20 protein-coding genes and 1 riboswitch are annotated in these 23,244 nt (G+C 49.5%); of the genes, 15 read left to right on the plus strand and 5 right to left on the minus strand.

Annotation, left to right across the window (positions count from 1 at the left end; all coding sequences use genetic code 11):
* Position 1: 1 nt before the first annotated feature.
* Positions 2-889, plus strand: a complete 888-nt coding sequence (locus AC1S52_RS07630) for a uroporphyrinogen-III synthase (protein ID WP_482028424.1) — start codon at positions 2-4, stop codon at positions 887-889.
* On the opposite strand, the gene thiD is transcribed toward AC1S52_RS07630, so the two are convergent.
* Positions 849-1,688 (minus strand): bifunctional hydroxymethylpyrimidine kinase/phosphomethylpyrimidine kinase, encoded by an 840-nt coding sequence (thiD, locus tag AC1S52_RS07635; protein ID WP_482028425.1) that lies wholly within the window; start codon positions 1,686-1,688, stop codon positions 849-851. The genes AC1S52_RS07630 and thiD overlap by 41 nt on opposite strands.
* Before the next feature lie 173 nt (positions 1,689-1,861).
* Between thiD and AC1S52_RS07640 the strand changes: the two genes are divergently transcribed.
* The 8 genes from AC1S52_RS07640 (at position 1,862) to AC1S52_RS07675 (ending at position 11,655) form a co-directional block, all read left to right on the plus strand.
* Positions 1,862-2,644 (plus strand): MBL fold metallo-hydrolase, encoded by a 783-nt coding sequence (locus tag AC1S52_RS07640; protein ID WP_482028426.1) that lies wholly within the window; start codon positions 1,862-1,864, stop codon positions 2,642-2,644.
* Between the two features lie 613 nt (positions 2,645-3,257).
* The gene (gene psbA, locus AC1S52_RS07645) at positions 3,258-4,340 is read left to right on the plus strand and encodes a photosystem II q(b) protein (protein WP_482028427.1); all 1,083 of its coding nucleotides are present in this window, start codon (positions 3,258-3,260) and stop codon (positions 4,338-4,340) included.
* A gap of 296 nt (positions 4,341-4,636) precedes the next feature.
* The gene (locus tag AC1S52_RS07650; protein ID WP_482028428.1) at positions 4,637-5,983 is read left to right on the plus strand and encodes an ABC transporter substrate-binding protein; all 1,347 of its coding nucleotides are present in this window, start codon (positions 4,637-4,639) and stop codon (positions 5,981-5,983) included.
* A 115-nt stretch (positions 5,984-6,098) separates the two neighbouring features.
* Positions 6,099-6,165: riboswitch (Glutamine riboswitch) on the plus strand.
* A gap of 57 nt (positions 6,166-6,222) precedes the next feature.
* On the plus strand, positions 6,223-6,444 hold the full coding sequence (locus AC1S52_RS07655; protein ID WP_482028429.1) for a DUF4278 domain-containing protein: 222 nt from the start codon (positions 6,223-6,225) through the stop codon (positions 6,442-6,444).
* Positions 6,445-6,800: 356 nt separating this feature from the next.
* Entirely contained in the window at positions 6,801-7,544 is a 744-nt protein-coding gene (locus AC1S52_RS07660) for a hypothetical protein (RefSeq protein WP_482028430.1), read from the plus strand.
* Between the two features lie 275 nt (positions 7,545-7,819).
* Entirely contained in the window at positions 7,820-9,415 is a 1,596-nt protein-coding gene (locus AC1S52_RS07665; RefSeq protein ID WP_482028431.1) for an NAD(P)H-hydrate dehydratase, read from the plus strand.
* 10 nt (positions 9,416-9,425) lie between these two features.
* Complete coding sequence (locus tag AC1S52_RS07670; protein ID WP_482028432.1) at positions 9,426-10,169, plus strand: hypothetical protein; 744 nt, start codon at positions 9,426-9,428, stop codon at positions 10,167-10,169.
* A 142-nt stretch (positions 10,170-10,311) separates the two neighbouring features.
* Positions 10,312-11,655: a DUF4231 domain-containing protein gene (locus AC1S52_RS07675; protein WP_482028433.1), complete on the plus strand. Its 1,344-nt coding sequence runs from the start codon at positions 10,312-10,314 to the stop codon at positions 11,653-11,655.
* 165 nt (positions 11,656-11,820) lie between these two features.
* Here the strand turns inward: AC1S52_RS07675 and AC1S52_RS07680 are convergent, their stop codons facing one another.
* Positions 11,821-12,990, minus strand: coding sequence for a PAS domain-containing protein (locus AC1S52_RS07680; protein ID WP_482028434.1), 1,170 nt, complete (start codon positions 12,988-12,990; stop codon positions 11,821-11,823).
* A gap of 665 nt (positions 12,991-13,655) precedes the next feature.
* On the opposite strand from AC1S52_RS07680, the gene pheS reads away from it, so the two are divergent.
* Entirely contained in the window at positions 13,656-14,657 is a 1,002-nt protein-coding gene (gene pheS, locus AC1S52_RS07685) for a phenylalanine--tRNA ligase subunit alpha (RefSeq protein WP_482028435.1), read from the plus strand.
* Between the two features lie 75 nt (positions 14,658-14,732).
* Here the strand turns inward: pheS and AC1S52_RS07690 are convergent, their stop codons facing one another.
* Positions 14,733-14,939: a hypothetical protein gene (locus tag AC1S52_RS07690; protein ID WP_482028436.1), complete on the minus strand. Its 207-nt coding sequence runs from the start codon at positions 14,937-14,939 to the stop codon at positions 14,733-14,735.
* 166 nt (positions 14,940-15,105) lie between these two features.
* On the minus strand, positions 15,106-15,954 hold the full coding sequence (locus AC1S52_RS07695) for a GNAT family N-acetyltransferase (protein WP_482028437.1): 849 nt from the start codon (positions 15,952-15,954) through the stop codon (positions 15,106-15,108).
* Between the two features lie 288 nt (positions 15,955-16,242).
* Between AC1S52_RS07695 and AC1S52_RS07700 the strand changes: the two genes are divergently transcribed.
* The 3 genes from AC1S52_RS07700 to modB all read left to right on the plus strand — a co-directional run bounded on the left by AC1S52_RS07700 (position 16,243) and on the right by modB (position 18,951).
* Positions 16,243-17,112: a hypothetical protein gene (locus tag AC1S52_RS07700; RefSeq protein WP_482028438.1), complete on the plus strand. Its 870-nt coding sequence runs from the start codon at positions 16,243-16,245 to the stop codon at positions 17,110-17,112.
* Positions 17,113-17,395: 283 nt separating this feature from the next.
* A complete protein-coding gene (gene modA / locus AC1S52_RS07705; protein ID WP_482028439.1) occupies positions 17,396-18,220 on the plus strand; it encodes a molybdate ABC transporter substrate-binding protein in 825 nt (274 codons plus the stop codon).
* The gene (gene modB / locus AC1S52_RS07710; protein WP_482028440.1) at positions 18,217-18,951 is read left to right on the plus strand and encodes a molybdate ABC transporter permease subunit; all 735 of its coding nucleotides are present in this window, start codon (positions 18,217-18,219) and stop codon (positions 18,949-18,951) included. The genes modA and modB overlap by 4 nt, the downstream gene beginning before the upstream one ends.
* Here the strand turns inward: modB and AC1S52_RS07715 are convergent.
* Positions 18,941-19,558, minus strand: a complete 618-nt coding sequence (locus AC1S52_RS07715) for a type I restriction endonuclease subunit R (RefSeq protein ID WP_482028441.1) — start codon at positions 19,556-19,558, stop codon at positions 18,941-18,943. The two genes, modB and AC1S52_RS07715, sit on opposite strands and share 11 nt — an antisense overlap.
* A gap of 134 nt (positions 19,559-19,692) precedes the next feature.
* On the opposite strand from AC1S52_RS07715, the gene AC1S52_RS07720 reads away from it, so the two are divergent.
* Together AC1S52_RS07720 and AC1S52_RS07725 are read left to right on the plus strand one after the other, a co-directional pair.
* The gene (locus tag AC1S52_RS07720) at positions 19,693-20,778 is read left to right on the plus strand and encodes a sulfate/molybdate ABC transporter ATP-binding protein (protein WP_482028442.1); all 1,086 of its coding nucleotides are present in this window, start codon (positions 19,693-19,695) and stop codon (positions 20,776-20,778) included.
* 216 nt (positions 20,779-20,994) lie between these two features.
* On the plus strand, positions 20,995-23,199 hold the full coding sequence (locus AC1S52_RS07725) for a DEAD/DEAH box helicase (RefSeq protein WP_482028443.1): 2,205 nt from the start codon (positions 20,995-20,997) through the stop codon (positions 23,197-23,199).
* Positions 23,200-23,244: the final 45 nt, after the last annotated feature.

Genomic DNA, 23,244 nt, shown 5'->3' on the forward strand with positions numbered 1-23,244 from the left:
TTTGCCTCATCCCTTCCCATCTACCCATTTAACGTTGCTATTAACCGTGCAAACTCCTCCTCCCCTGACTCCTTCCCCTACCAAATCCTCACCTCTTGTCGGCAAGACAGTGCTGGTGACACGCTCAACCGGGCAGGCGGGTCAATTCAGTGATCGCCTCCAGCAGGAAGGAGCGACGGTGATTGAAATGCCTGCCCTGGAAATTATGCCGCCTTCCAGTTGGGAGGAGTTGGATCAAGCGATCTCTAACCTGTCGGACTTTGACTGGTTGGTGCTGACTTCTGCCAATAGCGTGGATTATTTCTTCAATCGTTTGGCATCTCAGGTGCAGGATATTGGAGCATTAGCGGGTCTGAAGATTGCGGTGATTGGCGAAAAGACAGCTCAATGGCTAGGGAAACGAGGGATTAAGCCAGATTTTGTGCCGCCAGAATATGTGGCTGACTCGCTGGCGATTCATTTTCCTGGTTCTTTGGAGGGCGCTAAAGTTTTATTTCCGAGGGTCGAAAGCGGAGGGCGGGATGTACTGGTGAAGGATTTTGTCAGCCGGGGAGCGAGAGTGGTTGAAGTGGCGGCATATCAGTCCCGGTGTCCGGCGGCGATCGCCCCAGCAGCCCTGGAAGCCCTCCAAAACCGCCGAGTTGACATCGTGACTTTTGCTAGCTCCAAGACCGTCAGACATTTTTGCCAGATGCTTCAGCAGGCACAGGGGGATGACTGGCAAGTCTGGTTGGATCAGGTTTGTATTGCTTCGATTGGTCCCCAAACAAGCAAGACCTGTGCAACTCTTCTAGGGCGGGTAGACGCTGAGGCAAAAGAGTACACCCTGGAAGGGTTGATTCAGGCAATTACTCAATCCGTGGGGCAGAATCAGCCGGTGAGCCAGTGAGTAGGGGGAAAAAATGCCCAACGGGTCCCTGCCCCTGCCCAATGTTTAGTGAATATTTGAGGGCGGTTGTAACGTAGTTTTTAGCCAGGTGCGTGGCAGAAAAAGAATCGTGTCCTAGAGCCAGGTTTGCGGCGATCGCGGCTGACAGCGTACATCCTGTTCCATGGGTGTTCACTGTCTCAATGGTTTCAGTTATCAGGGTTTCCAGCCGCTGCCCATCAAACCAAACATCAACTCCATGCAGTTCTCCTGGCATCCCGCCACCTTTGACCAGTATTGCCCTGGCTCCCAGTTGGTGAATTTGTTGTGCGGCAACTTGCATATCTTCCAGGGTGCAGATTTCAAGCCCTGACAGAATTTGCGCTTCGTAGCGGTTGGGGGTAAGGATTGTCGCCAGGGGCAGCAGGGCTGAACGCAGGGTAGCGATCGCTCTGTCGTCGATCAACTGTGCTCCGGTGCGCGACACCATCACTGGATCGACCACCAAATTTTTCAACTCTAGAGCCTGCACTTGTTCTGCCACCATTGCGATAATGCCCTGGTTGAGCAACATTCCCGTTTTCGCTGCCTGTACCCCAATGTCCTGAACCACCGCTTCCATCTGGGCAGCAACCGCCTCCGGCGGCAGAGCATCCACCCGCATAACTCCCAGCGTGTTTTGCGCTGTGATACAGGTAAGGGCACTGGTGCCGTGTACCTGGTGGAAGGCAAACGTTCGCAGGTCTGCCTGAATACCAGCCCCGCCACCACTATCGGAACCCGCGATCGTCATGGCAACAGGGACAGTTAGATTGGTCATAACTGGAGGTGGGAGATGGGGATCAGTGAAAAATTGAAAGTTGAAAGTTGAAAGTTGAAGGTTGAGAGTTGAAAGTTAAGAATTAGGCACCTGAAACGTGAAACCTCCCCCCCGTGCTCTATAGCTTTCCCTTGTAAAATAAAGCTAAACGCTTAAGAAAAATTACACTCTCAATGAAACTGACCTGGATCGATCTGAATAGCTGGATTTTTTGTTTAGGTGGAAAAACTATCCTGGTTGATCCGTGGTTGGTTGACCCGCTTGAGTTTTATGGATTGCCCTGGTTATTCAAGGCATATCACAATATTCCTCTGACAGTGACGCCTGATACGCTGCCAACGGTTGACCTGATCCTGCTCTCCCAGGGAGTAGACGATCATTGCCACAAGCCAACCCTGGAAAGGTTAGACCGCTCAATTCCAGTGGTTGCTTCACCCACAGCAGCAAAGGTGGTCAGGTCATTAGGCTATCAGACGGTAACGGAACTTTCCCGCTGGCAGGAATTTAAATTTAGTGAAAGCTTAAAAATCACTAGTACGTTGGGAGCCGAAATTCAGCCTGGACAGGTTGAAAGTGGCTACTTGCTGCAAGATTTGACCACCAATGAAACGCTTTATTACGAGCCACACCAGGCTCCTATACAGGAATTAGCAGAGAGAGTTGGGCAGGTTGATGTGGCGATCGCCCCCGTCATTGGGCAAATGTTCCCGTTCCTGGGGCAGGTCATCATGGGACCAGAACAGGCTTTGCAATTAATTAGGACCGTGAATCCCCGTTACTTTCTACCGACGACGAGGGGTGACATCCGTGCCAGTGGCATTCTGCCGATGCTGGTCAAGTCGGTCGGCAGCCTGGAGGAGTTTCGCGATCGCCTTTCTGCTTCTGGTCTATCCACTCAGCTACTCGTCCCAGCCCCCGGTGAAACGCTGGAAGTCTCAACTCCTACTGCCAACTGATCCAATTTGGGTTTTGGATTTCTTAACTCTCAACTTTTATAGCGTTAGCCATCCGGGTTTACGCCAAATAAACAAGCGCAAAACCTTGTCCCACCGTCCTTTCTCCCTTAGCACCTAATTCCTACCACCTGTCCCTGCTACAACCGGAACTCCTCTATTCGATCTCTAAAAATAATGTAACGAAGAAGCAATGTATCTCAACCTATTCAATTAAGAAATGTTTCACAACATGTAGATATGTATAATTTAATTCTTTTATACAGCCACAAGCGGTCAATCTATCCTGAAACCCTAAAGCCTTCAATCGAGAGGAGTTCAGAAGATTTAGTTGTAAAGACTCTTTTTGAATGCTTTACAAAAGTATAGGTATTGTGAGCTTTATTTTGTTTAAAGAATTTCTAATTCCCATATTAGAAAGGGTTTATAGGCATTCAGGCTCCTATCTCTAGTGAACTAAAAAGTAAATATTTATCAATGAGTGCTTGACAAATATTTACGGAAATTACTGGAAAAACACAAACGAATGTAAATAATATGAGGCAAGGTAAGTATTTACCTGATACATCATTTTTGGCTACGGATTTTCCCGTAGTTCTACGCACTCATCAAAACTATGACTACAACCATTCAAAGACGCGAAAGCGGCAATACATGGGATCGGTTTTGCGAGTGGGTTACCAGCACTGACAACCGCGTTTATGTGGGTTGGTTCGGTGTCATCATGGTTCCCACCCTGCTGACCGCTACCATCTGCTTCATCATCGGCTTCATCGCTGCTCCCCCTGTGGACATCGATGGTATCCGTGAGCCTGTCTCTGGCTCTCTGATGTATGGCAACAACATCATTTCCGGTGCGGTCGTTCCTTCTTCTAACGCGATCGGTCTGCACCTGTACCCCATCTGGGAAGCGGCTTCTCTGGATGAGTGGCTGTACAACGGTGGTCCTTACCAGTTGATTGTGCTCCACTTCCTGATTGGTATCTTCTGCTGGATGGGTCGTCAGTGGGAACTCAGCTACCGCCTTGGTATGCGTCCCTGGATTTGTGTTGCTTACAGCGCTCCCGTGTCTGCTGCAACCGCAGTGTTCCTGATCTACCCCATCGGTCAAGGTTCTTTCTCTGATGGCATGCCTCTAGGCATTTCTGGAACCTTCAACTTTATGTTTGTGTTCCAGGCTGAGCACAACATATTGATGCACCCCTTCCACATGTTGGGTGTTGCCGGTGTGTTTGGTGGTAGCTTGTTCTCCGCAATGCACGGTTCTTTGGTGACTTCCTCTCTGGTGCGTGAAACCACCGAGAACGAGTCTCAGAACTATGGCTATCGGTTCGGACAGGAAGAAGAAACCTACAACATCGTGGCTGCCCATGGCTACTTTGGTCGTCTGATTTTCCAATACGCTTCCTTCAACAACAGTCGTGCACTGCACTTCTTCCTGGGTGCTTGGCCCGTAGTCTGCATCTGGTTTACTGCTCTAGGTATCAGCACGATGGCGTTCAACCTGAACGGGTTTAACTTCAACCAGTCTATTCTGGACTCTCAGGGTCGGGTAGTTAACACCTGGGCTGATGTACTGAACCGCTCTAACCTGGGTATGGAAGTGATGCACGAGCGTAATGCTCACAACTTCCCCCTTGACCTGGCTAGTGGCGAAGCAACCCCTGTTGCGCTACAAGCTCCTGCAATCAACGGTTAAGTTAGCCTTATAAGTTCAAAAAGCGCTCTCTTTCGAGGGCGCTTTTTGTGTTTGAATTGCCGTAGTACAGTCAGTTCCTCACCATCAGGTCAATTACATCAATCACAACCCTTGTTCTACCTCCGGTTCGCCCTGTTATTGTTTGTTAGAACCCGAGGCAACCTGGGCAAGGGTTTTGCTACAAGAACAGAGGCTTGGTTAATGAATAGAGCCTGCATCGCACCTATCAAGCGTATCGTTGCATATCCTACCTCCCATAACCCCCTCCACCCGAATTCGTCAGACGGTGGCTTGAAGTGAGACTTACAGACTTAAACCTCGCTGTAAAGATAGGGATGCGATCGCTGCTTCTCTTTCTCCTGAGCCTCAGCTTGATTGTTCTGCCGGGATGCCGCTCTTCACAATTCAGCGCTGATGGCATCATTCACCTGACGCTTTGGCAAGGGGTCAATCCACCCCCTAACCGGGATGTCCTGCAAAAATTGGTCGATCAGTTTAACCAGCAGCATCCCACTATTCAGGTGGAGTCCCTATACGTCGGGCAGGCAGACCAGCAGTTGCCTAAAATACTGGCAGCAGCGGTAGGCAACGCCGTTCCCGATATGCTGTGGTTTGCGCCCATGCTGACCGGGCAACTGGTGGAATTGGATATCCTTCGGACCCTGGATGATTGGTGGAACCGTTCCTCCATTCGAGAACAGGTTGACCCGGCACTGCTGGACAGTATGCAGCTAGAAGGGCACCTGTGGTCAGTCCCCTTTGGCACCAACAATGTGGGCATTTACTACCGTCCTAGTCTGTTTCAAGCAGGAGGCATCACCAAATTACCAGAAACCTGGACAGAATTTCGCCAGGTTGCCCACCAACTGACCCGCGACACCAATGGCGATGGCAAAGTGGATCAACACGGGATGGTGCTGCCCCTGGGGAAAGGTGAATGGACCGTATTCACCTGGCTACCGTTTATGTGGAGCGGCGGTGGTGAGTTGGTAGCGATGGCAGACACGGGAGCCTCCCAATCCCAAATCCAAAATTCTAAATCTAAAATTGAGTTGACCAATTCCGGCGCGATCGCTGCTCTCAACCTCTGGCAAGACCTGATCAAGGACGGTTCCGCTATTCTGTCTGAACCAGAGCGCGGCTATGAATTGGATAGCTTCCTGTCGGGGAAAGTGGCAATGCAGCTTTCCGGTCCGTGGACCCTGGGGCAACTGCAAACTACAGGCGTTGATTTCAATGTTCTGCCCATCCCCAAAGGCACAAAACAGGCAACCGTGATCGGCGGTGAAAACCTGTTCGTCATGAAAACGACCCCTGAACGGGAGCAAGCTGCCCTCATCTTTGCCGAATATGTGTTGAGTGAGTACTTTCAGACCCAGTGGGCAATTGGCACTGGCTATCTCCCCGTGAATCTGAAAGCGAGACAAAATTCAGACTATCTCGCGTTTAAAGCAAAGCAGCCCGCTGTGGAGGTCTTCCTGGAACAGGCAAAATATGGGCGATCGCGCCCTATTTTCCCTGGGTACAACCGCATCTCTGAAAACTTGGGACGGGCGATTGAGGCGACCCTGCTACAACGAGACTCTCCCCAAGAGGCACTGCAAGCTTCCCAGAGAAGGGTGGATTTGATCTTTGGGGGATAGAGTTCATAACCCAGAGGTATAACTCCAGCTATAGCTTGGGCGGACAAATTTTAAACTTTTGATAACTTGTAGACTTTTTATATATTCTGTAAAATAGAATACAGAAAGAAAAGAAATCGTTCATCTTTTCGCAAGAAAAGCAGAAAAGACGGAAGTAGGGAAATATCCCGAAGGAACGCGCCTCCAGATTCTCTAGACGAGATCTGCACTATCCCGTATTTTCCAAAGAGGCGAAAATTATGAAACTTATCTACCGTGGAGTGACCTACAACTATACTCCTGACAACACTCAAGCTCAGACCGAAGCTCAAACTGTGGCGAATGAAATCCATTCTCCCTATCGGTTGAGCTACAGGGGTGCTGTTTACGCAGTCGAACCCCAGCAGAAAGAACGACGCTCTATTTTCCACCCGATCGCCCGTCTGATGTATCGGGGAGCGCCTTATTCTCTGGAAAGCTAAGTATGGCTAATCGGTAATCGGTGATTGGGGAAAGCAGTAATCACCATTACCGATAAGTCTGGGTAGCCCTCAGTCTAAATCTTCGATGTCAAACAATAAAAGACGGCTCTTAGAGACTTCTAAGTTCTGATTGAGTAAAAGTGGTGCGATGTATATTCGCACCGTTTTTTTTGGACCCAAGAGGATGCCTTTAAAATCCTATAATTCTCAACTCTTAATTCTCAACTCTCAACTCTTAATTTTCCCTATCCCCTCTGCCCCTTACTTCCTACCCCTTTGCCAAAAAATTGATGAACCACAATGGATTCCGCGTGTAACATGGCTTTCAGCAAGTGAAAACGGGAGGGGTTTTCATCATGACGGTTCATCGGCAGAATCAGGGTAATCCAGCTTCAGGGTTACTTTCTAGCTTCTCGTTTCAGCGAAAAAGTAAAATAAGCGGCATTCAAATAGGATTGGCAGGTGGGTTGGCGATCGCCAGTCTGATTCTGACGGCAACCACCGGACAGACCCAGGAGTTTCCAGGTCAGCCGACCATGATAATTCCACCGCCGCCGCCAGTCCCTGGGTCTCAAACCCCGTCCATCTCTCCTTCTTACCAGAGGGAAGCCATTTTCCAGGCTCCGATTGATTCCCAGGGCAATGCTGCCCGTTATGTGGTTTATGTCAATGGAGACAGCCCTTACCTGATACAGCAGGTGCAAACGGTAGATTCGGGGGCTTTTGTCCAACAATACCAGGGGCGATCGGTGATTCAAGTGGGTACCTATAGTGATGAAGCGAGTGCCCAACAACAAGTGGAGACGCTGCGGGTTCAGGGGATTACGGCAGAGATTGGCTACAACAATGTGCCTTCCCCCCCCACTGCCAGCCAAGCCAGTCATTACAAGGTGGTTGTTCCCGGTCCCCATGCAGAATTACCCAACCTGATACAACAGGCAATGCGTCTCGGCATTCGTCAGGAGTCGGTGCAAATGAAAGATGCTCCCCGTGGCTGGCATCTGGAAATTGGTCCTTTTAGTGACTACAAAGAAGCCAAAGAGGTTGACCAATATCTCCGACGGGGTGGAATGGATTCGCGAGTGCTTTATAGCCAGTAACAGTGCCAGATGTCGGTTTAAACAGTTTTTGGTTGTTGGTTTTTAGTGGTTAGGGATGTGCCTCCAAATAAAGTACCTGCTAGACAAGCTGCTCCACGATGGATTCCCGCCTGCGCGGGAATGACGTTGGGACTTTATTAATTTGCGAGTCCCTTAGGGTATCAAAGAAGAACGAACAACTTTTCAGGTTTCCTACAGAACATACGCATGGGCGAAGGCTCAATATTGGACTTTCGCCTATTGCGTTTTCATCATCATCAATCACTATTAATAGTGTGAGCGTTACTGACCAGCGCAGTCAACTTATTCAGCAGTTTGTTGTTACTGCTGATCAAATGCGGCAGATCGAGGAACGGGTGTTTGCCGCAGGAATGCCTGTCGCTGCATTAATGGAGAAAGTGGCAGGTCTGGCTTTTCAGCGCATGAAAAGCATTTATCCCTGTACTACTAATCCGCGGGTAGGCGTGTTGGTTGGACCAGGGCACAATGGAGGAGATGCGCTGGTTGTCGCCCGGGAACTGCACTTGAGTGGGTATGACGTGCTGGCTCACTGTCCCTTTCCGAAGCTAAAGGAGTTGACTGGGAACCATCGTCAGTTCTGTGCCAGTTTGGGCATTCCTTTTGTTGAAATTGTGGAGGAATTGCAGTCCTGTGACTGGTTCGTTGATGGGATCTTTGGGTTTGGGCTGGAGCGATCGCTCACTGATGCCATTGCTGATAGGGTTAACCAGGTCAATCAATGGTCTCAACCAGTTGTTAGTATCGATGTTCCCTCTGGGCTGCACACGGATACTGGGGCAGTGCTGGGGACTGCCATTCGGGCGACCCATACCCTTTGCCTGGGGCTATGGAAATTGGGATTGCTGCAAGACCAGGCGTTGGAATATGTGGGTAAGGCGGAGTTAGTGGATTTTGACCTGCCGCTGACAGAGATTTGGACGGTGTTGGGAAACCTCCCTACCTTGCAGCAAATTACCACCGAGTCGGCGATCGCCCATCTACCACTGCACCGCCCCCCGGCAACTCATAAGTATAAAATGGGGCATTTGCTCCTGGTCTGTGGCTCCCGTCGATATGCCGGAGGAGCGCTACTGACCGGCTTGGGTGCCCGCGCCAGTGGGGTGGGGATGCTGTCTATTGCCGTCCCAGCATCACTGAAGCCAATCATGACAGCTCAGATCCCGGAAGCTCTGGTGCTGGATTGTCCAGAAACGGAGGCTGGGGCGATCGCCCAGTTGCCCGATGGGATTGATCTGGGTGCATACCAGGCGATTGCCTGTGGTCCCGGTCTGACGATGGAAGCCACAGCGGCAATGGAGCAGGTTTTGGCCAGCGATCGCCCCCTGGTCGTGGATGCGGATGGTCTTAACCTTCTGGCAAAGCAGGGAACGGTTCCCATCTTGCAACGGCGACAGGCAGCTACGGTTCTAACGCCCCATCTCGGTGAATTCAAGCGGCTTTTCCCAGAACTGGGGGTTGAGATCTCCTGTCGAGTCACAGCAACTCAAGCCGCTGCCTCCCAAACTGGGGCAATTGTGTTATTGAAAGGGGCACGTATTGCGATCGCGGCTCCGAATGGTGCGACACGGATTAACCCTCAAAGCACCCCCGCTCTGGCACGGGGCGGCAGTGGCGATGTGCTGACGGGACTACTGGGTGGATTACTGGCACAGGCAACATCAGACGCTTCTTTGCTTGAGATTGTTGGGGCGGCAGCCTGGTGGCATTCTCTGGCAGGCATTCAGGCGGCAGAGGAAAGAACTCCTGTGGGGGTGGACGCCTTTACCTTGACCCACTACCTGATTCCAGCTCTGCGAAAAATTATTGCCGCCAGTAAAGTTTCTGTTGCTGCCCCGCTATCCCGCCAGTAAGATACTTTTCATGGAAAAACCCTTCACCATTACCTTTCCCAGCGGTGCGATCGCAACTGTTATTCATGTTGACCCATCCGTTGACTTACAAATGTTAATGCAAGAGATGGGACTTGATCGCCAGCAGCCAGTCTTGGTGGTGATTGGTGGTGCTAGCAAACTGAGTCAGGAAGACTTTAATCGCGTCCGCCGTCTATTCACCGAGGTTTTAGCTCCCGTGGCACAAAAATGGCAGGCAACGGTGATCGATGGTGGCACTGATGCCGGGGTCATGCGGCTCATGGGGCAGGCACGTCTGGAAGTAGGCGGGAATTTTCCGCTAGTAGGGGTCATTCCCGTAGGGTTAGCTATCCTGCCTGAACAAAATGCTCCCTCCGCCGATGCCGCCGCCCTGGAACCGAACCACAGTCATTTCGTGCTGATTCCCGGTTCTTGCTGGGGCGAGGAATCAAGCTGGATTGCCGAGCTTGCCAGTACCCTGACCGATGCTGAGGACTCAGTGACCATCCTGATCAATGGGGGTGAAGTTTCCTGGACTGATGCGTCCCAAAGTGTGCAGTCTGAGCGATCGCTAATTGTGGTTGCTGGCAGCGGACGCACGGCAGATATTTTGGCAACAGCCTTGCAAGGAGAGATCACCGATGAGCGAGCTAAAGCCATTGTTGCCTCTGGCTTAGTCAGGGCGATCGACTTAGAAACTGGATCGATCACCCTGACTCAAATGATTGAAGAAATCTTTGCACCTGAACCATAATCTCTATCAACAGAGTAATCTCAATAAAAGCCTATCTGAAAATTTTCTGAATTGAGCATTGGGTCTTGATGGCTCAGGCTTTTCGGATAGGCTTTGAAAGCCCATGGCTTTTATAGACCGTTGCTGAACAGGGAGCCTGGTAATGTTTACCGATGAACTTACGTCTGCCAACCAAACCCCACGCAATCAGATCCTCGCAGATGCCTGGTTACGATTTGCCACCTATGACAAAAATGCCGTTATCGCCCAAAGACGCTTTGTACAACAGCGTAAATGGATCCTAATTTTGGGAGTTGCTGCCACCACGCTGGCAATCCTCTATTCCACCCTGGAGCAGTATCTTCAATCCGACACCATTGTATTTCCCACCTGGCTGGGGGGTTGGTTGAGCAAACAGCAGTTTTTGGATGGCTTCCACGTCTTGGTGGTTGCGGTTCCAATCATTGTTACGGTAATGGTTGCCTTCTCTGAAAAGTTCAAAATGGGCATTAGTTGGGTCATGCTGAGAAGCAGCGCCGAAGCGATTAAGAAAGAAATCTACCGCTATCGGATGCAAGTCGATGAATACAACCCAGCAGGCACTAACTCCACAGAGACACGCGATGTCAGACTGGCAAAAAAACTGAAAGTCATCAGCAGGCGCTTGATGGAAACGTCTGTTAACCAGACAGATCTGCAAGCCTATAAAGGAGATTTACCACCTCGCTCAGCGACACCGGAGGGTGACAACGGCTTTGACGATATGACAGCCGAACAATATTTGAATTGGAGAATTGAGAACCAGTTCAGCTATTACCAGAAAAAGGTAGCCCGTCTGGGTAAAAACCTGCGTCGATTTCAGGCATTGATCATTTTGCTGGGTGGCGTTGGTGCATTGCTGGCAGCCGTCAGGCTGGATGTTTGGCTGGCAGTCAGCAATGCCCTTGCCGTTGCTTTGGCCAGTTTTCTTGAATTCAGGCGAATCGAGGCAACTATCATTTCCTGCAATCTCTCGGCGGCTGACCTTTACGATATCCGAATTTGGTGGCACGCACTTTCCCCAGAAACCAGGAGGCAACGGGAAAGTGTGGAAACCCTGGTCAGCAGCGCTGAAGTCGTTTTGCAAACAGAAAATGCAGGTTGGCTCCAGGAAATGCGCGAGGCACTGGCAGAAATTTACAAGGAAAAGAAAGACAGGCAAAAGGAATCCGCCACCGAAGGGCTGGCACCCTCAGCTTTACTCCAGGAAAATTCGCCACATCGAGAATTGCAACCGAGTTATGTTCGGGAAAGCCCTCTGACTGAAGCGGCTCCAGTCACGGCAATTCAACCTGCTTCTGCTTCAGATGGGGCAGAAGCAGATCCTCAGATGGAGAAAGCACCTGAACCAGTAGCAGAATTTTCAGTAGTGGAGGACATGCCGGAAGCAGGAGTTTTTACAGAACCCTCGCCTGATAGGACTTTAGTTCCCTCTGACCAACCAATTGAAGCGGAAGCCCCGGTTTAAGGCGTTTTCTAGCAAAAAAATTACCCGCTGTCTATGCCCTACGGGCAGGCTACGCCAACGGCTTCGCTCAGACAGCTTGCGCTCTGAGCCAAGTCGAAGGGTAAAATCTTTTTGAGAAATCTCCTAAGGCAACTTCCCCAAAAGAACTTAGGAGATGTCCAGCCACTAGTCCTTTAAGACCAGATGATTATGAGCATCCTGGACAATCTTGCCTTGCTCCTGCAATTTACCCAACAACCGGGTAACTGTGACCCTGGTTGTGCAACAAGCACTGGCAAAATCCTGGTGAGTTAAACGAGCGCGTAAACGAATTCCCTGTTCCATTGGCTGACCAATTGCCTGTTTTAGCAACATGAGTAAGCTGTTCAAACGTTCTTCAACTCTAATCTGACCATAAATCGCTAAGAGGCTTTCTGTTTGCTGAAGCCTTTGCGTTAGAGACGACAAAAGAGTTTGAGCTAATTGGGGAGACTGAAACACTTCAGAAAGGGTGATCAACGCTAGCTTTACATCTGAAACAGCGGTTGCTTGATAGGTTTGTAAGGCGGTGAGATGGGAACCAAAGACCATTGCATCACCCACTAAGCCTACCAGCGTTTCTTCCCCCCGCTCAGACAAAGTCGTTAGTTTCACCACCCCTTCTGCCACCAACCAGATGGCTTGGCGCTCAAATGGAATCGTCTCCCCTTTATTGAAGTGGAACAGTGGACGATCCTGACAGGGGTCATAATCAGGATTATCTAGTGCGGCTTCTGCCCGTTTGCGTTCTGTAATGTCATTCAACAACCACTGCAAATATTGAACCTGTCCATCCGGCTTACGAACCACATTTGCAGTTAAAGCAGCATGGAAAAAATGGGCAGGACGCCGATGGAGACGAATGGATACCTCAAGGTGGTTCTGTTGAGCAGAGGGAGAAAACTTTGCTTCAAATATTGGTAAATCTTCTGGAAATACGAAGTTCGCTAAAGGTTTTCCGAGTAATTGTTGGGGCTGCCAATTAAGTAGCGACGCGCCTGCAGAGTTTACCTCTTGAATAATGAAATTTGAGTTTGTGATGACACAGGGGTTGGGAATGAACTCAAAGAAATCTTGATAACGCTGACGCTCTGTCTCCAAGTCGTTTTGGAGAATTGCAAAGCGACTATCTTGCCGCTCCAATTCTACAACGGCAATTTGTAGGGCTTCAGACACGATACCCAATTCCTTAAGAGCCGTTGGTAACAGCTCTGGTGATGGCGCAGGTGCTGAATTGGCAAGCTGGTAGAGATCAGACAGCCGTTCACAGGCTGATCTAGCTCGACGACTAATTAAATCCACATTGCTCATATTCATGATCCTGTCGCGGTTAATCTTGCTTTTAGATAGGAAATAGACTTGCCGAATTCTTAGAGCATTACCGCGTTACGATAAATTCGCCGCAGAATCCCTCGGTTGGATTTTCAGTGAGATTTCCAGGTTGAACCAGTCACTCTCCTACTTTATTGCCTTTCCGAAACCCCTAATTGAGGGTGGGCAATGCCCGTACTACTTAGATTGAAGCACCAGCAATTTTAGTTTTCAGACAGGCTCTTTAGTACGACAAGGAACTTCACTATGGAAAAACACAGGGGGGTTTCAGTACAGTGCAGGTTACTCAACTCTGCTGTTAACCATAGACGTTGAATTTTTTGGTTTAAACCCTCTGAAGGCATAGAAAAGTGGCTTGAGCAAGGCGTTACGGTCAGTTGAGGATGGGGTTTGAGGGAAGCAGGGGATTGGGAAATAACCATCCAGTTGGGCGTTGCTCATTCTGGGTATGAATTAGAAGTTGTATGAATTGAAACTTTGTTCCAATTCATACTGCTATTCAGCACCACCTGGACATGGAGGGTGGATGAAAGCCTAGAAATCAGACCCAAGCATTTTTCGGATAAACTTTTAAACTGGTAGGGTGATGATGCTTTGTTTGTCCAAGGTCAAACTCACCTTTCTCTATTCACCTTCTTCCCCATCCTTTTATGACCGTCCAGCCTCAAGAGCTTGAAGCTCAACTCGAAGCCATTCGCCAGGAAGCACAGCAGGCACTAGCTGCAACAGAAACGCTGGAGCAACTGGAGCAACTACGCGTGAAATACCTCGGTAAAAAAGGACCGATCCCACAAGTGTTAGGAGGAATGGGGAAACTGGATGCCAGCGATCGCCCCCGCATTGGTTCGCTAGCAAACGAAATCAAGGAAGCCATTCAGGGTGATCTGGAGCGGCGTCGCACGGCATTACAGGCTGCCAAAATCCAGGCAAAGCTAGAAGCAGAAACCTTAGATGTCACGATGCCTGGTGTTTACCGTCCTCAGGGGCGTGTTCATCCTTTAAATGCAATGTCAGACCGGGTGATCGATGTCTTTGTCGGGCTGGGCTACACCATTGCTGAAGGTCCAGAAATGGAAACGGACTACTACAACTTTGAGGCATTAAACTTTCTGCCTGATCACCCAGCGCGGGATATGCAGGATACGCTCTACCTGCCTGATGGCAACATTTTGCGGACCCACACTTCTTCCGTGCAAATTCGCTATATGGAAGCCAACGACCCACCCGTTAGAATCATTATGCCGGGGCGTTGCTACCGTCGCGATACTGTTGATGCCAGTCATACAGCAGTCTTCCACCAGATTGAGTTTCTGGCGATCGATGAAGGGCTGACCTTTACTGACCTTAAAGGAACGATTAAAGTCTTTTTAGAGCAGATGTTTGGGGAAGTGCCGATTCGGATGCGTCCCAGTTTCTTTCCATTCACAGAACCTTCCGCCGAGGTTGACTTGCAGTGGAAGGGGCGATGGTTAGAAATCATGGGCTGCGGTATGGTTGACCCCAACGTACTGAAGGCTGTGGGCTATGACCCAGAGGTTTATACCGGCTTTGCAGGAGGTATGGGGGTTGAACGTCTGGCAGCCGTTTTGCATCAGATTGATGACATTCGCCGCCTGTACACCAGCGACCTGCGCTTCTTACGCCAGTTTTAGGCAACTTAAAAGTAGATGCGTTGAGGATTTACCCAACGCATCTGGAAAGCTATGTGATTTAACGTATCTTTTGCGTTAGTTTGCAGACTCTAAGCGAATTTGCATTCTGGTTGCCATCGCTTGTAAACGCTCCAGGGGATATTCGGCAATAAAGCTATCCCATCGCTTGGGGTACCCAGTTGCGCCATAGACGTACAGGACTCCATTAATGCTGCGACTGGATGATATTAGATTAAGCGCTCTCGCTAAATTTAAACATTGGGTCAACTCGAGTTGAGTCATAACCTTTTTTGGAACCCCATTAGTACAGTCAAAGAACGGATTGAAGACGTCTGGAATCATCCTAAAGCCTGTGTGTCTTGCACTACACAAACTTCACGGGTGTTGACATGAAATTTATTAATTCCACTGGTTTAAGCAGGGAAAGAATTGACGATTTGCGCCCGAATCAATGTTTAAAGGTGAATTGGTTCCAGTCCTCAATTGGTTTATAGCCGATCGCCCGGTAAATTTTGTTTGAAGTCAGATTTTCCAGATCCGTAAACAGGCAGCAAGCTTCTGCTCCTTGAGCTAACAAAAGCTGACTTAAGGCTGCCACACAGGAACTCGCGTAACCCTGATTGCGAAAGGCTGATGGGGTATAGACCATGTTAATGCAGGCAATGCGTCCGGTTTTGAACGCCATACAAGCCAGTGACACAGGACTCCTATCTTGCCAGATAAAGGCAGTCCCATGCTTTAACTGGTTCGCTAACCAGCGATCGCCTTCCCCTGGATTTAGCCCAAAGGGTTCCCCTACTTCGACGGCAAAGTCATGGTGCCACTGAAGCAAGAGGTTACGATCAGCTTCTGTTAACAGGCGTAGAAACCCTGGGGTAGGGGCGATCAACTCCACAGTATTCAGTTGATGCAGGCGTAACCCCATCTGGAGGGCGTAGGTCTGCCCAGTCAAGCCCTGCCAGACCTGGGCAAAGGACTCTGACTCCGGAGAGGGACCATTCACTCCAGACAGGTCATGCTGGCAGGATAGAAGGTCTTCGGCAAGCAGTTTACATACCTCCAAATCCTCCATGTGGGACAGCAGCAGGGGGAAGGGCGGTGTTCTCAGGGCTACAGCCACCGTTTTGCCACCTGACTCTATGGCAGCCAGGTAGGGTGAGCTTGGGTAGCGGTCTGGACTGTGAAGCAAGGTGTGACATATCCGCAGCAGTAAATTATGGTTCACTTCCCGTTGCCGCAAATAACCCCCTACCCTTTCATAAAACTTATTGGCACTGTCAAATCGATGGATTTGCATAAAGGGGCTTAAGCTCCTTGTTCTGATAGAAATGGCTACAGCTAAACAAATATCCGAATCTCCAACTCCTTTTCCCCCACTTCCTTAAAGGCGTTGGGGATTTAATTTTCTAAAGGATTTCCGATTTTGCATAAAACTCGGTTTTTCCCCATGAGTCATAGTCACAAACAAAATCAGGAAGCGGTTTTTGTTCAACCAACTTCTCAACTTGTAATTAACCCAATCTTACCGACTCAACAGTACGCATTCTGTAGAGTTACGTCGCTTCTCACTCAAAAGAATCCTCCCATGAACAACGAAATTCTAACCCATTCGCATTCACCTAAAGGAGATAGTCAAATGACCCGCAAGACTATAATTGCAGCCGCTAGTGCAGCCGTCATGCTTGGTAGCATCCCGATGCTTAGTTTACCAGCAGAGGCAAAAACGGTAAATGTACCTGTTCCTAAGGCTGCGGTTGCTACAGCATTTAATGCGGCATTGGGGTCAACCCAAATTCGTATCCATAACTATGGATCTAAAAAAGGAACCAGTTGGCATCAAGATGCCAGCTATATCTTGTTGCCAACTGGTTCTAAGAAACCGTTTCCAATTCCTGAGTACAAATTCGAAATCAACAAGATTCGGCAACTCAAATACTATCTTAGTGACTTTAGCACTAAGTCTATTCAAGCCACAGTCAACGGTAGCCGCATCAATTTGAATGCCTATTTTGAAAGTCAGGGCGAAGAGGTCAAAGCAAAGTGTGTCCGTAGATTGTTGGGCAAATGGGGTGAATGCTCGCTCAAAATGGAGCGTGACATTCATTTGAATAATTCGATCTTTGCATTGTCGCTCACACCTGTCGCTTATAACGGCTCCATTGCCTATGCCAATGCGGAGGTGGACTTCAAAACTGATGTGAAGATTGCGAATAAGCTGTGTAAGGCATTTAAAGGCATCTGCGGTTGGATCGAAGGAAAGATCAAAAAAGAGTTGACCAAAAGCATTGAAAACATAGCTACCGAAGAACTCAATTCATCTGCAATGAAGAAATACGTTGCAGCAAAGGTTAAGAATGCTGCCAGTATTCGTAATCACATCGACCCGAAATGGAAAGTTACCAAAGTTACCAGTCAAGGAAATAATTTTATTGTGACGGTAGAGCGTCCAAACTAACGCTCTAAGAGAGATCCAAGAAATAAATGATCCATTGTCATTCTGAGCAGAACGCAGTGAAGCGAAGAATCTCCAGGTTTGCGATGAATAGGGATGCTTCACTACGCTGGCGCTTTGCTCAGCATGACAGGAGCAATCGTTCTTTGGAGTTCTCTAAAGTGGATCATTTTTGGTTGCAGTTAGTCGCAAATTTGTTCAGGAGACTACAACCTGGTGCAAGTATATTGGCGTAATGTTGATATTGTTTGCATCGGGTGTCTCCTGAAAGAGTAATTGTGAGCAAATGTTTAGAAAGCAGCGATGGTTTTTAAGTCTGGTGTTGATCGGGCTGTTGGCGGCATGTGGGCTTTCTCCCGTGAGTCAACAATCTTCTATCCCAACGGTTTCTCTCTCATCGGCGGGTAATCCTGTGACCTTAACGGTTTCTGCTGCCGCTGATTTGAACTATGTCTTTCCAGAGGTTAGTAAGCTCTGGGAGCAAGAAACGGGGAACCAAGTTACGTTTAATTTGGGTTCGACCGGGCAACTTGCCCAGCAAATTGAGCGGGGTGCGCCGGTTGATTTATTTGCCGCAGCGAACAAGAAATTTGTGGAGGACTTGGACAAGAAAGGGTTAGTTCTCTCTGATACAAAAGCACTATATGGGGTCGGACGCATCACGCTCTGGCAGAAGCAGGGAAGTGCCCTTGAGATTAAAGACATTAAAGATCTAACTAAACCAACGGTAAAGCGGGTGGCGATCGCCAATCCTGACCATGCACCCTATGGCGTTGCCGCACGAGAGGCTCTACAAGCGGTGGGGATTTGGGAAGAACTCCAGCCGAAGCTAGTCTTTGGAGAAAACATCAAGCAAACCCAGCAGTATGCGGAAACGGGGAATGTGGAGGTGGCGATCGCAGCGCTCTCTATCAGCGTCGAAAAGCCCGGAAAATGGAGATTGATTCCGGCTGAACTGCACAAACCTCTAGAACAAATGCTGGCAGTTCCCAAAAGCGCGCCCCATCCAGAGGTGGCAAAGCAATTTGCCGCTTTCATCAATGGCGAGAAGGGTAGAGCCTTGATGCAAAAATATGGCTTTGTCTTACCCGGCGAGGAGCCTGTGTCGTGATCTGGCAGCCTGCGATTTTGTCACTTCAGGTCACCCTTATTGCCAGTGTTTTGATTCTGGTGCTGGGTCTGGGTTTGGGGATCTGGTTGGCAAGAACCCAATTTCCGGGGCAAATTTTTGTTTCTACGCTGTTAAATTTGCCGCTGGTGTTGCCGCCCAGCGTCGTGGGCTATTTTCTGCTGTTGTCGTTGGGGCGCGGTAGCCCGATTAAAGAATGGTTCGGGATTGATCTGCTATTTACCTGGCAGGCAGGTGCGATCGCCTCTGCGGTCGTCGCACTTCCCTTAATGGTGGAATCGACCAGAGCTGCGATGTCCAACGTTAACCCAGAACTGGAAGCCGCTGCCCGTACACTCGGCTCCACCGAACTAGAAGTCCTCTGGGGCATCAGCTTGCCCCTCGCCTATCGAGGAATTTTGGCAGGTTTTGGCTTGAGCGTCGCAAGGGGACTGGGCGAATTTGGCGCAACCTTGATGGTGGCAGGCAGCATCCCCGGACGAACTCAGACTTTACCGCTGGCAATCTACGATGCGGTGCAATCCCAGCGGTATGAATTAGCGAATGTGATGGTGCTGATCATGACGGCAATCGCCTTTGCCCTGTTGTGGTGGGTCAGACTATTAGAAAGAAAACAGGTAGAAAGAAAACAGGAAACAGTAACCCATAATCCTGTGAACGATAGAGGAAAAAAGGCAAAAGTGAAAAAAGAGGTAGCTCAGATTATCCACTAGCCAGCCGTTTCAAAATTTGCGCGACTTGATGCAATTCATTTCCTTCAACGGTGCTGAGCGTAAATTTATCAGACAACGCATAAAGGGAGGAGGCACAATCTAATTTAACGAATAAATAATCTTCTCCAGTGGTAATGAGGGCAAACACAGGAGAACTCGGAGCACCTGCCATATACGCTAAGGTTTGGGCGATCGCCTGCCGTACACTAAACCCGTATCGTTTACTTTCAATCACAATCAGCCAGAGGCTATCCTGAATGACTAAAGCATCCATTAACCCGTCCAGTAAGGTATCACCATCTTCAATTTCAAACCGGACGTATTTTTCGCCCCGAACCTGGTAAGGCGGATCAATCAATCCCAGCGTTTCTAGCAAAGGAGATAGCAAAATTAAGTTGACCGTACCTTCGGTAATCGCTCCACTATCGGCGTAGTAAAGATACCGTCGTTTGAGGTGATCGAGTCTTGTCTGCTCTAGATCAGTCAATGATGGCAAAGGTGCTTTCCATTCTGAAAAGAAGGTTGCATCTAGACTAGGCGAAACATCCAATCTAGCGTGAGCTTCAGTGAGATTGGTGATTGCTTTGGTAATGCCAACCGTGATCATCGGAGTTGCTGAGTGGGAAGTGGCTTTTACTTTAACACAGCCTCACTGAGGTTCACCGAGGTTCGATGGGAGCAAATATCACAACTTAGAAGTAAAAACTAATCGTCTTCTTTCCGTTTCTCATGCAACTGCCCATGCAACTGATCGTCGATATCCAAAAACAGTTTCCCCAGTATTGTCTAGAAGTCGCTTTTGACATTGAGAGAGAAGCACTGGGAATTTTAGGCAGTTCGGGTTCTGGCAAAAGCATGACTCTGCGCTGTATTGCTGGAATTGAAACCCCAACTAGCGGAATGATCGTGCTGAATAATCGGATTTTGTATGATTCCCGTAAGGGAATTAATTTGCCCAGCCGCGATCGCAAAGTGGGATTTTTGTTCCAAAACTATGCCCTATTTCCCCATCTGACGGTGGCTCAAAATATTGCCTATGGGTTAAAGGGGTTGTCGAAAAATGCGACCAATCGACGAGTCTTAGAGCAATTGGGACAAACAAAGCTATCGGGTTTGGGCGATCGCTATCCGCAACAGCTATCCGGCGGACAACAACAGCGGGTGGCTTTAGCCAGAGCATTGGCAACGGAACCGGATGTGTTGCTCTTGGATGAGCCATTTTCTGCCCTCGATACGCATTTACGCAGTGAACTCGAAAAGCACCTGATTAAGACGCTATCCAGTTACAAAGGATTGACCCTATTCGTTAGCCACAATCTGGAAGAAGCCTACCGCGTCTGTCAAAAACTGCTGGTTCTGTCTGCCGGAAAGGTGGTCGCAGCAGGGCAAAAACAAACCATTTTTGATCATCCTGGCACCCTCACTGTCGCCCAACTGACCGGGTGTAAAAATTACTCTCGCATCCAGCCCATTACCGATCAGAAAATTCATGCCCTCGATTGGAACTGCGCCCTGCAAACCGCAGAACCCGTTTCTCCCAGGCACACCCATGTCGGCATTCGCGCCCATCAGATTGCGTTTCCAGAAACCTCCGACCAACCGAACACCGTTCCTGCCTGGTTAGCCTGGACCAGTGAAACGCCTCACCGCATGACGCTGTATTTGAAATTGGGTGAACCGCCCGCAAACTCCGACGATTATCACCTTCAGGCAGAAGTGTTTAAGGAGAAATGGCAAACTCTCAAAGATCGTCCAATTCCCTGGCTCATTAGGCTGGACTCATCACGACTACTCTTGCTCAATCACAGAGAAACTTCCCCTCATTAGTCCTGAGTAATTGAGAAGAAGCACGGAAGCGTTAACGAGGGGCGTGCGATCGTCCTTTGGCAGCCGTTTTTTGTAGGATTAAACAGTTACAGCCATTTTCATTTGTGTATGCCACACTGATCCACTGTTTCCCAAGGATCTAAAGGCATCACCTGTGTGGCACCCGTCTGAAAACCGCTGTAAACTGCATTTCACGCACCTATCACGATCGCTTCCATGCAAACAGGCACCGCTTCTCCCTACGATCGCCTTGCCCCCTTCATCAAGGAATACATCTATGCCCAGGGTTGGGCAGAGATGCGTCCGATCCAGATGGAAGCCTGCCGCATTATTTTTGATACCAATGCCCATTTGTTGATTGCGGCTGGAACCGCATCTGGTAAGACCGAAGCAGCGTTTCTGCCTGTACTAACGATGCTGCATGATGACCCACCTAAAACCGTAGGGGCACTGTATGTGGGACCCATCAAAGCGCTAATTAACGACCAGTTCGATCGCCTCACCGATCTACTCAAATATGCTGATATTCCCGTCTGGGCATGGCATGGAGATGTGATGCAGAGCCGCAAAAAGAATCTCCTGAAAAACCCTAAAGGGATTTTACAAATTACGCCTGAATCGCTGGAGAGCTTGCTGGTCAACAAAAACACGGATCTGGAGCGGCTGTTTGGCGATTTGCGCTTCATCATCATTGACGAAATTCATGCCTTCATTAGTTCTAATCGGGGTAGCCAGATTCTCTGCCAGTTTGCTCGTCTTGCCCGTTTGACCAAAAACACTCCCCGTCGGATCGGACTTTCGGCAACCTTAGGAGATTACTCAATGGCAGAGGATTGGCTGCGGGCAGGCACCCAACAGCCCGTTATCACCCCCCAACTACCTGGGGAACAACGATCCATCCGGCTGAGTGTGGAGCATTTCTTTGACTCTGGACTGGTGGTGCGGGCAAAGGGTGACAAGCGGTTTAAACCCCATCACCTTTACCTGTTCAACCAGAGCCAATCGCGCAAATGTCTGATCTTTGCCAATGGACGCACTGAAACCGAATCTGTGATTGCTGCCATGCGCGAAATTGCTGCCGCAAAGGGCATTCCCGATGTCTACCACGTTCATCATGGCAGTATCTCAGCCCCATTACGGGAGGCAGCCGAGAATGCCATGCGTGATACCAGCGGTCCCACGGTGACAGCGGCAACCGTCACCTTTGAGATGGGCATTGACCTGGGGAAGTTGGATCGGGTACTTCAACTAGGATCCCCCGGTTCTGTATCCAGTTTTTTGCAGCGGTTGGGGCGATCGGGCAGGCGGGGCAGTCCAGCCGATATGCGGTTTGTCTGTGTGGAAGACAAGGTTGACCGCAGTGCCTACAGCGAAACACCCCTCCAGGAAAAGATTCCCTGGCAATTGTTACAATGCATCGCCATCATTCAGCTTTATCTGGAAGAGAAATGGATCGAGCCGATCGCCCCCGCCCGTTATCCCCTCAGCCTTCTCTACCAGCAGACCATGAGTATCTTACTGGCACTAGGGGAACAGTCTGCGGCAGCACTGGCACAGGCGATTCTGACCCTGCCGCCCTTTCGCTCCCTTTCCCAGGAGGACTTTCGCCTGCTGCTGCGGCATTTAATCGAAATTGACCACATTCAGCACACCAAGGAAAACGGGCTGATCATTGGACTGACCGCAGAAAAAACTGTGCGGAACTTCAAATTTTACGCCATTTTTCCCGACACCGAAGATTACGCCGTATGGCACGGTGGCATGGAGATTGGCAGTATTGTGCAACCCCCCAATGTCGGCGAGAAAGTCTCCCTTGCCGGACGTACCTGGCAGGTGGCAGAGATTGATAACCGCTCGAAGACGGTTTCTGTCACGCCTGCGATCGGGGAATCTTCTGTGTCCTGGCATGGTAGTAGTGGCGAAATTCACACGCGAGTTCTGCAACGGATGCGACAGGTGTTACTGGAAAATACCGTGTATCCCTACTTGCAGGAAGGTGCAAAAAAGCGGCTAGCAGAAGCTCGCAACCTGGCAAAGAAAGAAAACTTAGGGGAGTGGTATCTGATTCCACTGGAGGATAGCTACTGCTGCATTCTTCCCTGGATGGGGACGATCGCCTATCGCACGTTAGATCGGTTTCTTCGCTTCCACTGCCGCGAAACATTGAAAATTAGAGGAATTGTCGGGAAATCTCCCTACTTTATGGTGGTCAACCTGGGCAAATGTAAACTGGAGAGCCTGTATTACGAAATTAAATCCTTAGCCGATCGCTCCCTGGATGCCGAAAACCTATTGGCAGAAGACGAAGCACCGAAGCTAGAAAAGTACGACGAGTTTATCCCTCCTGACTTATTGCGCAAAGCCTTTGCCACCGATTACCTGAATGTTGATGAACTCCGCAGACTGATTGGCAATTGGTAACTGAAGGGACTCTTTCCCAATGGTTCAGTGTATATAGCGCGATCG

This window comes from Kovacikia sp. CALU 1929, assembly GCF_056784235.1.